Origin of the sequence: Streptomyces sp. NPDC051217, from assembly GCF_044455465.1 — a bacterium.
Classification (GTDB): domain Bacteria; phylum Actinomycetota; class Actinomycetes; order Streptomycetales; family Streptomycetaceae; genus Streptomyces.
In genome coordinates this window covers 13857-26416 of the sequence record NZ_JBITEV010000014.1, presented here as the reverse complement: position 1 = coordinate 26416, position 12560 = coordinate 13857, and the positions used below count along the sequence as shown (strand labels likewise).

Annotated in this window: 10 protein-coding genes; 3 read left to right on the top strand and 7 right to left on the bottom strand. The window is 72.0% G+C overall.

The annotated features are described in order from the left end of the window. Positions 1-207: 207 nt before the first annotated feature. Positions 208-1365 (top strand): aldo/keto reductase, encoded by a 1158-nt coding sequence (locus tag ACIBBB_RS27395; protein ID WP_398986495.1) that lies wholly within the window; start codon positions 208-210, stop codon positions 1363-1365. 24 nt (positions 1366-1389) lie between these two features. Here the strand turns inward: ACIBBB_RS27395 and ACIBBB_RS27390 are convergent, their stop codons facing one another. Further along, entirely contained in the window at positions 1390-2220 is an 831-nt protein-coding gene (locus tag ACIBBB_RS27390) for an AraC family transcriptional regulator (RefSeq protein WP_398986493.1), read from the bottom strand. A gap of 155 nt (positions 2221-2375) precedes the next feature. Between ACIBBB_RS27390 and ACIBBB_RS27385 the strand changes: the two genes are divergently transcribed. Together ACIBBB_RS27385 and ACIBBB_RS27380 are read left to right on the top strand one after the other, a co-directional pair. Then, entirely contained in the window at positions 2376-7067 is a 4692-nt protein-coding gene (locus ACIBBB_RS27385; protein WP_398986491.1) for an ATP-dependent helicase, read from the top strand. 156 nt (positions 7068-7223) lie between these two features. Further along, positions 7224-7976 carry a DNA-formamidopyrimidine glycosylase family protein gene (locus ACIBBB_RS27380; RefSeq protein ID WP_398986489.1) on the top strand — a complete coding sequence of 251 codons (753 nt, stop codon included), beginning with the start codon at positions 7224-7226 and terminating at the stop codon, positions 7974-7976. Positions 7977-8045: 69 nt separating this feature from the next. Here ACIBBB_RS27380 and ACIBBB_RS27375 read toward each other — a convergent pair whose 3' ends face one another. From ACIBBB_RS27375 to rimO, 6 genes are all read right to left on the bottom strand, one after another. Next, positions 8046-8306, bottom strand: coding sequence for a hypothetical protein (locus tag ACIBBB_RS27375; protein WP_398986487.1), 261 nt, complete (start codon positions 8304-8306; stop codon positions 8046-8048). Positions 8307-8441: 135 nt separating this feature from the next. Next, positions 8442-8912, bottom strand: a complete 471-nt coding sequence (locus tag ACIBBB_RS27370) for a Dps family protein (protein WP_398986485.1) — start codon at positions 8910-8912, stop codon at positions 8442-8444. Positions 8913-9114: 202 nt separating this feature from the next. Further along, positions 9115-9498, bottom strand: a complete 384-nt coding sequence (locus ACIBBB_RS27365) for a helix-turn-helix domain-containing protein (protein ID WP_189108968.1) — start codon at positions 9496-9498, stop codon at positions 9115-9117. A gap of 109 nt (positions 9499-9607) precedes the next feature. Continuing rightward, entirely contained in the window at positions 9608-10138 is a 531-nt protein-coding gene (locus ACIBBB_RS27360; protein WP_398986483.1) for a CinA family protein, read from the bottom strand. A gap of 35 nt (positions 10139-10173) precedes the next feature. After that, positions 10174-10839, bottom strand: coding sequence for a CDP-diacylglycerol--glycerol-3-phosphate 3-phosphatidyltransferase (pgsA, locus tag ACIBBB_RS27355; protein WP_398986480.1), 666 nt, complete (start codon positions 10837-10839; stop codon positions 10174-10176). Beyond that, positions 10836-12386, bottom strand: coding sequence for a 30S ribosomal protein S12 methylthiotransferase RimO (gene rimO, locus ACIBBB_RS27350; RefSeq protein ID WP_398986478.1), 1551 nt, complete (start codon positions 12384-12386; stop codon positions 10836-10838). Before rimO ends, pgsA begins: the two co-directional genes overlap by 4 nt. Between the last annotated feature and the right edge of the window lie 174 nt (positions 12387-12560).

Here is a 12560-nt window from a genome sequence, read left to right as displayed (position 1 = left end):
CAGGCTGTGATCAAGGGCCCCGGGCCGGTCTCGCACCAGCTACGGCTCACTCGCCCCCACACCCCCATGGACAGACGTACGCGTCGGCGCAACGCGCGCCGCCGCGCCTGCCGACGACTCATCGACCCGCCCGAAATGAACCGGAAAGACCGCATCCGTAAAGAAGCGCGGCCGAAGAGGCACGCGCCGAGCAGGACGGAGTTCTCCATGGACCATCAGCACTCGCAGGGCTCACCACCGGCACCGAGCCGCCGCACCGTCGTCGCGGGCGCCGCGGGGGCCGTGGTCGGCGCGGCCGGCCTCCTGTCGGCGACCGGACTGTCGGCCACCGCCGCCGCGCACGGACGCGGCGAGGGCGCCGGTACGTCGCCGGGCACAGCCGCCGGTACGGCGCCCGGTGCGTCCCCCAGCGACCTCATTCTCAAGACGGTGCCCCGCACGGGTGAGCGGCTGCCGGCGATCGGGCTGGGCTCCTTCCTGACGTTCGACTCCCATACGCCGCACACGCCCCGCGCGGTGCGCGACGTCGTCCGTACGCACTGGGAGGGCGGCGGCCGGGTCTTCGACTGCTCACCGCTGTACGGCATGGCCGAGTCGACCCTCGGCGGCGCCACGGAGGCGCTCGGTATCGGCGAGCGGATGTTCATCACGGACAAGATCTGGACGACGGGCGAGTACCTGTGGGAGACCCAACAGGCCGAGGACATCCTCAAGCGATCCCAGCGGCGCCTGCGCCGCGACCGGCCGATCGACGTCGTCCAGTGTCACAGCCTGGTCAACATCGATGTCGCGCTGCCCCTCCTGCACGCCCTGAAGAAGGAGGGCAAGATCCGCCATCTCGGGATCTCGCACCACGACCCCGGCTACTACGACCTCATGACGAGCTGGGTGGAGCGCGGCGAACTGGACTTCGTCCAGGTGCACTACTCGATCCACACCAGGGCTGCCGAGAACACCGTCCTGAGGGCCGCCGCCGAACGCGGCGTGGCGGTCCTGGTGAACATGCCTCTTGAGAAGGCCCGGCTGCACCATGCGGTGGAGGGGCACCGACTGCCCGCGTTCGCCGCGGAATTCGGGATCGAGACCTGGTCGGCCTTCTTCCTGAAGTGGGTCATCTCGCACCCCGCCGTCACCGTCGCGCTCCCCGCGACGTCCAACCGTCAGCATGTCCTGGAGAACCACGCGGCCATGCGCGGACCGCTGCCCGACCCGGACACCCGTGAGCGGATGGTGCGCCACATGGAGACGATCCCCGCCTTCGGGCGGATCGCCACGGTGCCGTGGTACCCCGGCAAGAACTACCCGGGCGTCATCAGCACGGCCCAGGAGAAACTGCGCAGGCGCAGCCCGTGGTGGCCCTCGTAACGTCCCCGCGCCTCTCCCTCGCACTCAGCTGCCGCCCGGCGCCCGCTCCTTGCGGTACGCGCCGGGCGGCACCCCCACGATCCGGGTGAAATGCCGGTTCAGGTGCGGCTGGTCGGTGAAACCGACGAGGCCGGCCACCTCGGCGGGGGCCGTCCCGGCGTCCAGCAGATGGCGGGCCCTGCGCACGCGCGCGTCGGTGAGCCAGGTGTGCGGGGGCATGCCATACGCGTCCTTGAAAGCCCGCAGCAGAGCGAAGGGGCTGGTGCCCAGTTCGGCCGCGAGCCGCTCCAGCGACGGTGGGTCGGCCAGTCGTCGCTCCAGCACGGCACGCGCGCGTGCCGCCGTCCTGGCCCCTGCGCCCCGCGCCGTACGTCGCGGCAGGGCGCCCCCGTTCAGCCGCAGGAGGCGGGTGATGGCGACCCGCAGCAGCGTGTCCGCGGCGAGGGCGTTCCCCTCGTCGGCGGCGCGCAGGACCTGGTGGACGAGGCGGACCGCGTACGGGTCGTCGACGACGGGCGCGACGAAGCCCGGCGTACCGCTGATCCGCGTCGTCTCGGCCGCGATCTCCGCGACGAGGCCGGGCGACGGATAGACGGCCCCGTACCGCCAGCCCTCGGGGCCCTGCGCGTGGCCGGTGTGCGGGGTGTCGGGGTTGACCAGTGCGAGGGAGCCGGGGCCCGCGTACTGGTCACTGCCGCCGTGGTGGAAAACCTCCACACCGTGGGTGATCGCGGCGATGACGAACGTCTCGTGGGTGTGCCTGATGAACGTCTTGCTGATGTACCGGGCCCGCAGGAGATCGACGCCGGGCAGCTCCGCGTAGCGCCAGTGCCGTGCCTGCTCCCGAGCCGCCATGCCTTCAGTCTGCACCGCCCGCGCAGCGCCCCACCTCCCATTTCCTCCCCGGGCACCGCCCGGCACCCCGGCCCACCAGCTGCTTCCCCGCCACTTCGGCTCACCCGTTTCCGCAGGTCCGGGCGATTGTCAGTGGCGGGGTGCACGATGGGGAGATGTCCGGCAGTGCACTCGACTCGTTCTCCCCCGCGACCCGCAGCTGGTTCTCCGGGGCCTTCTCCGCGCCCACCGCCGCGCAGGAGGGAGCCTGGGGCGCCATCGCCAAGGGCTCGGACGTGCTGGTCGTGGCCCCGACCGGCTCCGGCAAGACCCTGGCCGCCTTTCTCGCCGCCCTCGACCGGCTGGCCTCCGTGCCCCCGCCGGCCGAGGCGAGGAAGCGCTGCCGGGTGCTGTACGTGTCCCCGCTCAAGGCCCTGGCGGTGGACGTGGAGCGCAATCTGCGCAGCCCGCTCACGGGCATCCGGCAGGAGTCCGTACGCCTCGGACAGCCCGAGCCGGAGATCCGGGTCGGCATCCGTTCCGGCGACACCCCGGCCGCCGAGCGCCGCTCGATGTCGACCAAACCGCCGGACATCCTGATCACCACCCCCGAGTCCCTCTTCCTGATGCTCACGTCTTCGGCGCGCGACGCGCTGGCCGGGGTCGAGACGGTGATCCTGGACGAGGTGCACGCCGTCGCTGGGACAAAGCGCGGTGCCCACCTCGCGGTCTCCCTGGAACGGCTCGACGAGCTGCTGCCGCGTCCGGCCCGCCGTATCGGCCTGTCGGCGACGGTGCGTCCGGTGGACGAGGTCGCCCGCTATCTCTCCCCCCAGCGCAGGGTCGAGATCGTGCAGCCTCCCTCCGGGAAGGAGTTCGATCTCTCCGTCGTCGTCCCCGTCGAGGATCTGGGCGAGCTGGGAGGCTCCCCGGCGGCCGGCACCGGGAGCGACGCCGGCGACGGGGACAGGCCGTCCATCTGGCCGCACGTCGAGGAGCGGATCGCCGATCTCGTCCAGGCGCACCGTTCGACGATCGTCTTCGCCAACTCCCGCCGCCTCGCCGAGCGCCTGTGCAACAGGCTGAACGAGATCGCGTACGAGCGGGCCACGGGCGAGGCCATGCCCGACGCCCACTCCCCGGCCGAGATCATGGCCGAGTCGGGCGCCGCCAAGGGCGCCCCGCCCCTGCTTGCCCGTGCCCACCACGGTTCGGTCTCCAAGGAGCAGCGCGCCCGGGTCGAGGAGGACCTCAAGGCGGGCCGCCTGCCTGCCGTCGTGGCCACCTCCAGCCTGGAGCTGGGCATCGACATGGGCGCGGTGGATCTCGTCATCCAGGTCGAGTCACCCCCGTCGGTGGCCTCCGGCCTCCAGCGCGTGGGCCGGGCCGGCCACCAGGTGGGCGCGGTCTCCACAGGCGTCGTGTTCCCCAAGTACCGGGGCGATCTGGTGCAGGCCGCCGTCGTCACGGAGCGGATGCGCTCCGGCTCCATCGAGGCCCTGCGGATCCCCGCCAATCCCTTGGACGTCCTCGCCCAGCAACTTGTCGCGACGGTCGCGCTCGACACCTGGCAGGCGGACGACCTGCTCGCCCTGGCCCGCCGCGCGGCGCCGTTCGCCTCGCTCCCCGAGTCCGCCTTCACCGCCGTCCTCGACATGCTCGCGGGCCGCTATCCGTCCGACGCGTTCGCCGAGCTGCGCCCCCGGGTGGTGTGGGACCGCGTGACGGGTACGGTCACGGGCCGCCCCGGCGCGCAGCGTCTCGCTGTCACCTCGGGCGGCACGATCCCCGACCGCGGCCTCTTCGGTGTGTTCCTCGCCGGGTCCTCCGGTGCGGGCTCCGACGAGGGCAAGGGCCGCAGAGGCGGCGGCCGGGTGGGCGAGCTGGACGAGGAGATGGTGTACGAGTCGCGGGTCGGCGACGTCTTCACGCTCGGCACGACCTCGTGGCGTATCGAGGACATCACCCGCGACCAGGTCCTCGTCTCCCCCGCCCCCGGAGTGCCCGGCCGGCTCCCCTTCTGGAAAGGCGACCAACTGGGCCGTCCGCTCGAACTGGGCCGCGCTGTGGGGGCGTTCCTGCGCGAGGTGGGCGCCCTGTCCCCGGAGGACGGCCGGCTGCGGCTGGTGGCAGCGGGGCTCGACGCCTGGGCGGCGAACAACGTCCTGGCGTATCTGGACGAGCAGCGCCGCGCGTGCGGTCATGTCCCCGACGACCGGACGATCCTCGTGGAGAGGTTCCGGGACGAGCTGGGCGACTGGCGGGTCGTCATCCACTCCCCGTTCGGCGCCCAGGTGCACGCACCGTGGGCGCTGGCCCTCGGCGCCCGGCTCTCCGAGCGGTACGGCATGGACGCCCAGGTCATGCACGCCGACGACGGCATAGTCCTCCGGCTGCCCGACGCCGATCTGATGAGCCTGGACCTCCTCGACCAGGACCCGATGTCACTCGACACGACCTACGACAGCGAGCAGGCACCGGTCGGCGCCGCTGATGTCGCCTTCGACCGGGGCGAGATCGGACAGATCGTCACCGACCAGGTGGGCGGCTCCGCGCTGTTCGCCGCCCGTTTCCGCGAGTGCGCGGCGCGCGCCCTGCTGCTGCCCCGGCGCAGTCCGGGCAAGCGCACACCGCTCTGGCAGCAGCGCCAGCGGGCCTCCCAACTGCTCCAGGTGGCCAGCGAGTTCGGCTCCTTCCCCATCGTCCTGGAGGCCGTGAGGGAGTGCCTTCAGGACGTCTTCGACGTGCCCGGTCTCACCGAGCTGATGGGCGACATCGAATCCCGCCGGGTCCGGCTGGTCGAGGTCACGACCACCGAGCCGTCCCCGTTCGCCCGCTCGCTCCTCTTCGGGTATGTCGCGCAATTTCTGTACGAGGGCGACTCCCCGCTCGCCGAGCGGCGCGCCGCCGCCCTCTCCCTCGACTCCCGGCTGCTGGCCGAGCTGCTCGGCCAGGCGGAGCTGCGCGAGCTGCTGGACGCCGACGTCCTTGAGGAGCTGGAGCGCGAGCTCCAGTGGCTCACCGACGACCGCCGCATCAAGGACGTGGAGGGCGTCGCCGACCTGCTGCGGGTCCTCGGACCGCTCACCGGCACCGAGTTGGCGGAGCGTGGGTCCGAGCCGCGGTGGCCGGCCGACCTCGCCGCGTCCCGCCGCGCCATCCAGGTACGGATCGGCGGCGCGGAGTACTGGGCCGCGATCGAGGACGCGGGGCGGTTGCGTGACGCGCTCGGCACAGCCCTGCCCGTCGGTGTCCCCGAGGCGTTCACCGAGCCCGTCAAGGACCCCCTCGGGGATCTCCTGGCGCGTTACGCGCGCACGCACGGCCCGTTCACCTCCTCCGCGGCGGCCGAGCGATTCGGTCTCGGCCCCGCCGTCACCGACGGCGCGCTGCAACGCCTCGCCGCGAGCGGCCGCGTCGTCCAGGGCGAGTTCCATCCGTCCGGGATCGGCCAGGAGTGGTGCGACGCCACGGTCCTTCGCCGACTGCGCCGCAGGTCGCTCGCCGCGCTGCGCCACGAGCTGGAGCCCGTACCGCCCGCCGCGCTCGCCACGTTCCTGCCCCAGTGGCAGCATCTGGGCAACCACAGCCTGCGCGGCATCGACGGACTGGCCCGCGCGATCGAGCAGTTGCAGGGCGCGCCCATCCCCGCCTCCGCCTTGGAGAAGCTGGCACTCCCCTCCCGGGTCACCGGGTACGCCCCGACGCTCCTGGACGAACTGACCACCACCGGCGAGGTCCTCTGGGCCGGCGCGGGCGCCCTCCCCGGCAAGGACGGCTGGATCTCGCTCTATCCCGCCGACTCCGCACCGCTGTTGCTCCCGCCGCCGCATCCCCTGGAGCTGACGGCGCTGCACGAATCGGTGCTCACCACCCTCTCGGGCGGGTACGGCCTGTTCTTCCGTCAGATCGCCGACCAGGTACGGGCCACTACCCACCCCGACGTCACCGATCCCCAACTGGCCGACGCCGTCTGGGATCTGGCCTGGTCGGGGCGGCTGACCAACGACACCCTGGCACCGCTGCGCTCCCTCCTCGGCTCCGGGCGCACGGCGGGCTCGACGGCCCACCGCGCCAAACGGGCCGTGCCACGCGGGCGTTACGGCACCCTGACCGCCGCCGCCCGGCCCACCTCCCGTACGGGGCCGCCGACCGTGAGCGGACGCTGGTCCCTGCTCCCGGCCCCAGACCCGGACACCACGCGCCGCGCCCACGCCCTGGCCCGCACCCTCCTCGACCGGCACGGAGTGGTGACCCGCGGCGCCGTCGCGTCCGAAGGCATCGAGGGCGGCTTCTCGGCCGTCTACCGGGTGCTGTCGGCCTTCGAGGACAGCGGGCAGGCACGCCGCGGCTATGTCGTCGAGGGCCTCGGCGCGGCCCAGTTCGCCATGGACGGGGCGGTGGACCGCCTCCGCGCGGCCTCCACAGCCCGCGACCGCGCCGCGTCCGACCCCTCGCCCCGCGCCGTGGTCCTGGCCGCCGCCGACCCCGCCAACGCCTATGGGGCGGCCCTCCCCTGGCCGGACCCGCCGACCGGCGCCGGCCACAAGCCGGGCCGCAAGGCGGGCTCCCTGGTCGTCCTGGTCGACGGCGCGCTGACGCTCTACATGGAACGCGGTGGCAAGACCCTCCTCGCCTGGCCCGGCGACCCGGCCGCCCAGTCCGACCCGGCGCATCCGGACACCGCCGACGACATTCAGCTGCGGGCGGCGGCCGAGGCCCTTGCGGCCGCCGCCCGCGCGGGCGCGCTCGGCACAGTGACCGTGGAGCGGGCCAACGGGGAGCAGGCGCTGACCTCACCCGTGGGCCGCGTCCTTGAGTCGGCGGGCTTCCACGCCACCCCGAGGGGGCTACGCCTGCGAGCCTGAGCCGCCGCCTGCCCCGGGGCCCGCGACCCACCCGCCATCGGCCCGAGACACCGCCGCCCGCGCCTCAGGCCGCCCCCGGATCCCGCCGCCGTACATCTCCGCACGCCACACCCCGTGCGCCGCCCGTCACGCGGCCCTCTCGCGCATGATGGAGACATGCCCGAAGGTGACACCGTCCTGCAGACCGCCCGGCGTCTGCACACCGCCCTTGCCGGGCGGCTCCTGACCCGGTCCGACCTCCGCGTCCCCCGGTTCGCGACCTCCGACCTCACCGGCCGGACGGTCCTCGACGTCACCCCGCGCGGCAAGCATCTCCTGACCCGCATCGAGGGCGGCCTCACCCTCCACTCGCATCTGCGGATGGACGGAGCCTGGCGGGTGTACGGCGCCGACGAGCGCTGGCGCGGCGGCCCCGGCCACCAGATCCGGGCGATCCTCGGAAACGCTCGGCGCACCGCCGTCGGCTACCGCCTCCCCGTACTCGAACTCATCCGCACCGCCGACGAGGACAGCGTGGTGGGCCACCTGGGTCCGGACATCCTCGGACCCGGCTGGGACCCGGACACCGCCCTGCGCAATCTGCTCGCCGACCCGTCGCGCACCGTCGGGGAGGCGCTGCTGGACCAGCGGAATCTCGCGGGTGTCGGCAACGTCTTCCGGTGCGAGATCTGTTTCCTCACCCGCACCACCTCCTGGCTGCCCATCGGGGACCTTCCGGCCCCCGAGCGGCTCGTGACGGCCGCGAAGAAGCTGCTGGAGGCCAACCGGGAGCGCTCGCGCCGGCATCTGTACGTATACGGCCGCGCCGACCTACCCTGCCGGCGCTGCGGCACCCCCATCAGCAAGACGACCGACGACGAACGCCCCGTCTACTGGTGTCCCCGCTGCCAGCTCGGCCCGGTCCCCTGAGAACCGTCCGGCCCGTCCCAGCGGCCCGGGTAACCCCGCCCGCCACCCTCGCCCCCGTCATCCCACCCCTCACGGGGGTGCGAGTGGCCTGCCACCGGCCAGTGACCCCCCACCGGCCCCTCCGCCTCCACGGCCACGACGGCGCCCTTCCCGGGCCGCGGACGGACGGGCCGCCGCATGGACCGGCAGCAGGCTCAGCCCCCAGCCGCCCGCGGCCACCGCCCCCTCGATGACCCCGGCGTGCTCGGGCGCCAAGGCGAGCCGCAGTACGGCCCACCACCAGAGCCCGCCCAGAGCGAGAACCGGCAGAAGGATCCACCGCCGTGCCATGGCCGCCTCCTCAGACCGAAACTAGACCGGCCCGCGTATCCGGCAAAAGGGCGCATCGGAGGCGTGCGAGGCGCACGGCCGACCTCCAAGGAGGCACACGACCCGAAGCACCCGCACCTGGCTCACCGGCGCGCCCTACGCGCTCTCCGCCTGGAACATCCATGAATGCTTTTCGAGCTCGGCCGTCAGTCCGATCAGAATGTCCTGCGTGATCGGGTCGGGTTCATCGGTCGCGATGATCCGCTCCCGCATACGGACGATCACCACACCGAGGGCGTCCACCAGCGTCCGTACGGCGTCCGTGTCCTTGATCCAGCCCTCGGGGACATTGGCGATCGCGCTCTGCGTCGCCACTGTCGCCGCACGACCGTCCGGGGTCACGCCGAGCGCCGAGGCCCGTTCCGCCACCGTGTCCGAGTGCTTCCGGGCGGTGGAGACGACCTCGTCGAGCTGGAGGTGTACGGACCGGAAGCGCGGCCCGACGATGTTCCAGTGCACCTGCTTGGCCACCAGCGAGAGATCGAGCAGATCGACGAGCGCGCCCTGCAGGGCCTCGCCGACCAGCTTCAGATCCGCCTCGGGCAGTGAGCTCTTGACGACAGCCATGGCGGTTCTCCAGTTCCGGTTCACACGTATGTACAGATTCTCATTCACACGTATGCCCACCATGGCACAAGACCCCAAAAGGGTCATTTCGGAAAAATGGGCGTCCTGAGCCCGACACTCTCTCCACCCGGGACGGCAAAGCAGAAGCCCCGGCCGGCCCTTGGGACCGTCCGGGGCTCAGGCCTCGGTCACGCCGTACAGATCAGGCGGCGACGACATCCACCGCTTCCGTTGGCGCCTTGATGGTCACCCGCTCCGTCGGCACGCCTGCCACCGACGTCACGGAGACGGAATTGAGCATCGGACGTACCGCTGCGGGCACAGGCTCGCTCGCCGCTGCGGACGCAGCCAGCTCGGCCAGCGACAGTTCGTCGCTCACTTCGCGCATGAGCTCGGACATCCGTACGTCAAGCGCGTCGCAGATAGCGGAGAGCAGCTCGGAAGAAGCCTCCTTCTGCCCCCGCTCCACCTCGGAAAGATAGCCGAGCGAGACTCGGGCGGACGAGGAGACTTCGCGCAGAGTACGGCCCTGGCGTTGGCGCTGCCGACGCAGCACGTCACCAAGCAGGCGACGGAGCAGAATCATCGGTGGCTCCCTCCTCGGACCGCGTAGCCGCATCCTTCTCGCCCCACCGTACCGCCTCGCACTGCGGCCGTGCGGGGAGCGATGTCGTGTTCACTCAGGGCTGCAAACATCAAGTCCCCCCGTTCCGTTCCGTATCCTGTGTCCGCCCGTTCCCGGTCAGTTCGCCGGAGAGCAGTTCCAGCACGCTCCGTACACTCTCTCTACGGATTTCCTCCCGGTCACCGTTCAACCGCAGTGCGGCCACTTTCTCGGCACCGTGCGGACCGCTCACCGCCATGTAGACCGTGCCCACGGGCTGTCCGTCCTGCGGATCCGGACCCGCGACCCCCGTGGTCGCGATGCCCCAGCCCGCGGCCAGTACGGCCCGTATGCCGACGGCCATCTGCCGTGCGACCTCGGGATCCACCGCGCCCCGCTCGGCCAGAAGTGTTCCGTCCACGCCCAGGACATCGCGCTTGACGTCCGTCGCGTAGGCCGTCACGCCCCCGCGGAGCACCCGGGAGGCGCCGGGGACCGAAGTGAGTTCCGCGGCCACGAGACCGCCGGTCAGGGACTCGGCGACAGCCAGCGTCGCACCGTCCCGCACAAGCAGGTCCAGCACCCGGACCGCGACATCCCTCAGGAGAAGATCACCATCCACAACGTCTCCGGCCGCCACATCCTTCCCCGCGGCCGTCACGGAGCGCTCACCGCGCGCTCACGCTCCGCCGTGAGCCCCGCCCTGCGCAGGACGATCGCCTGGCGTACGTAGTCCAGGCCGGTCAGCACGGTCAGCGCGACCGCGACCGCCATCACCCAGAACCGCAGCGTCGCGAGCGGCCCCGTCAGCGCCAGCACGTACATGCCGACCGCCACCCCCTGCGCCAGCGTCTTCATCTTGCCGCCGCGGCTGGCCGGAATGACCCCGTGCCGGATCACCCAGAAGCGCATCAGCGTGATCCCGAGTTCACGGAAGAGAATGACCCCGGTCACCCACCACGGCAGGTCCCCGAGCACGGAGAGGCTGATCAGCCCCGCCGCCATGATCGCCTTGTCGGCGATCGGGTCGGCGATCTTCCCGAAATCGGTGACCAGGTTGTACGTACGGGCCAGATGCCCGTCGAAGATGTCGGTGATCATGGCCACGGCGAACGCGGCCCACGCCCAGGCGCGCCAGGCCGGGTCGTACCCGCCGTCCTGGAACAGCAGCGCCACGAAGGCCGGCACGAGCACCAGCCGCATCATGGTGAGGATGTTGGCGATGTTCCACACGCTGGCCTGATTGACGGCCGCAGCCCCCAGCTTGCCACCGGGCGCCGGCCTACCCTGGCCGCCCTCGGCCGATGCCGGGACTCCGGTCATCTGGCTGCCTCCTCGCCGGGGCTCCGGGGCTGGTCCCCGGTGAAGCCGCAGTACTCGGCCACCAGGTCGACACCCTGCGTACCGACCACCTTTGCCTCGACCATACGGCCGGGACGCAGGCCCTCGCCCGATGTGAAGATCACCTGGCCGTCGGTCTCGGGCGCCTGGTGTGCCGCCCGGCCCACGGCACCCTCCTCCGCGCCCTCCTCGGCGTCCTCCGACTCAAGGGACTCCACGAGCACCGTCAGGGTCTCCCCCAGGCGCTCCTCGGCCCGCTGCGCCGTCAGTTCGTCGGCCAGCCGCGACAGATGGGCCAGGCGCTCGGCCACGACGTCCTCGTGCAGCTTGTGCTCGTACGTCGCCGCCTCGGTGCCGTCCTCGTCCGAGTAGCCGAAGACACCGATGGCGTCGAGCCGCGCGCTCGTGAGGAAGCGTTCCAGCTCGGCGAAGTCGGCCTCCGTCTCGCCCGGGAAGCCCACGATGAAGTTGGAGCGCACACCGGCCTGCGGGGCCTTGCCCCGGACCGTCTCCAGCAGTTCGAGGAAGCGGTCGGTGTCCCCGAAGCGGCGCATCGCGCGTAGCACGGACGGTGCGGAGTGCTGGAAGGACAGATCGAAGTACGGGGCGACGCCCGGCGTGGACGTCAGTACGTCGATGAGCCCGGGGCGCATCTCGGCGGGCTGGAGATAGCTGACCCGTACGCGCTCGATCCCGTCGACCGCCGCGAGTTCGGGCAGCAGCGTCTCCAGAAGGCGGATGTCGCCGAGGTCCTTGCCGTAGGAGGTGTTGTTCTCGGAGACGAGCATGACCTCCTTGACGCCCTGCTCGGCCAGCCAGCGCGTCTCACCGAGCACGTCCGAGGGACGGCGCGAGATGAAGGAGCCTCTGAAGGAGGGGATGGCGCAGAAGGAGCAGCGCCGGTCGCAGCCGGAGGCCAGCTTCACCGAGGCGACGGGGCTGTTGTCGAGACGCCGGCGCAGCGGAGCGCGCGGACCGGACGCCGGCGCGAGTCCCTGCGGCAGGTCCGCGGGGGCGGGAATGACCGCCTCTGTAGGAGAGTGCGCCGACGTGGCGTCGGAGCCGTGTCCGGGCAGGGCCACACCGGTGGCGCCCTGCCGGTCCGCGGGACTGAGCGGGAGCAGCTTGCGCCGGTCGCGGGGCGTGTGCGAGGCGTGGATACCGCCGTTGAGGATGGTCTGAAGGCGGTCGGAGATGTCGGCGTAGTCGTCGAACCCGAGCACACCGTCCGCTTCGGGGAGGGATTCCGCGAGTTCCTTGCCGTAGCGCTCGGCCATGCAGCCGACGGCGACGACGGCCTGCGTCCGGCCGTGATCCTTCAGATCGTTGGCTTCCAGCAGGGCGTCGACGGAGTCCTTCTTGGCGGCTTCGACGAAGCCACAGGTGTTGACGACGGCGACGTCCGCGTCGGCGGCTTCCTCGACGAGCTCCCAGCCGTCCGCTGCCAAGCGGCCTGCAAGCTCCTCCGAGTCCACCTCGTTACGGGCGCAGCCAAGCGTGACAAGGGCGACGGTACGGCGTTCGGGCATGGGCTCAAGACTACTTTGTCCTGGCCGCCCTCCCGCCGTGCAGGGCTGTCCGGCCGGTCAGGTGAGTACGGTCCACTCCCCGGGCGGCTCCAGCACACCGCCCGGTCGCTCTCCCCGATACCGCCGACGCCCCCGGGCTCCGCCTCTTGGATCAGGCCCTGGACGCCGGCGCGG

What these genes read in the sequence shown, in the direction of transcription:
- ACIBBB_RS27385 (WP_398986491.1), top strand. Translation starts at nt 2,376, where the DNA reads ATGTCCGGCAGTGCACTCGACTCGTTCTCCCCCGCGACCCGCAGCTGG.
- ACIBBB_RS27375 (WP_398986487.1), bottom strand. Translation starts at nt 8,306, where the DNA reads ATGGCACGGCGGTGGATCCTTCTGCCGGTTCTCGCTCTGGGCGGGCTC.
- ACIBBB_RS27365 (WP_189108968.1), bottom strand. Translation starts at nt 9,498, where the DNA reads ATGATTCTGCTCCGTCGCCTGCTTGGTGACGTGCTGCGTCGGCAGCGC.
- ACIBBB_RS27390 (WP_398986493.1), bottom strand. Translation starts at nt 2,220, where the DNA reads ATGGCGGCTCGGGAGCAGGCACGGCACTGGCGCTACGCGGAGCTGCCC.
- rimO (WP_398986478.1), bottom strand. Translation starts at nt 12,386, where the DNA reads ATGCCCGAACGCCGTACCGTCGCCCTTGTCACGCTTGGCTGCGCCCGT.
- pgsA (WP_398986480.1), bottom strand. Translation starts at nt 10,839, where the DNA reads ATGACCGGAGTCCCGGCATCGGCCGAGGGCGGCCAGGGTAGGCCGGCG.
- ACIBBB_RS27395 (WP_398986495.1), top strand. Translation starts at nt 208, where the DNA reads ATGGACCATCAGCACTCGCAGGGCTCACCACCGGCACCGAGCCGCCGC.
- ACIBBB_RS27370 (WP_398986485.1), bottom strand. Translation starts at nt 8,912, where the DNA reads ATGGCTGTCGTCAAGAGCTCACTGCCCGAGGCGGATCTGAAGCTGGTC.
- ACIBBB_RS27380 (WP_398986489.1), top strand. Translation starts at nt 7,224, where the DNA reads ATGCCCGAAGGTGACACCGTCCTGCAGACCGCCCGGCGTCTGCACACC.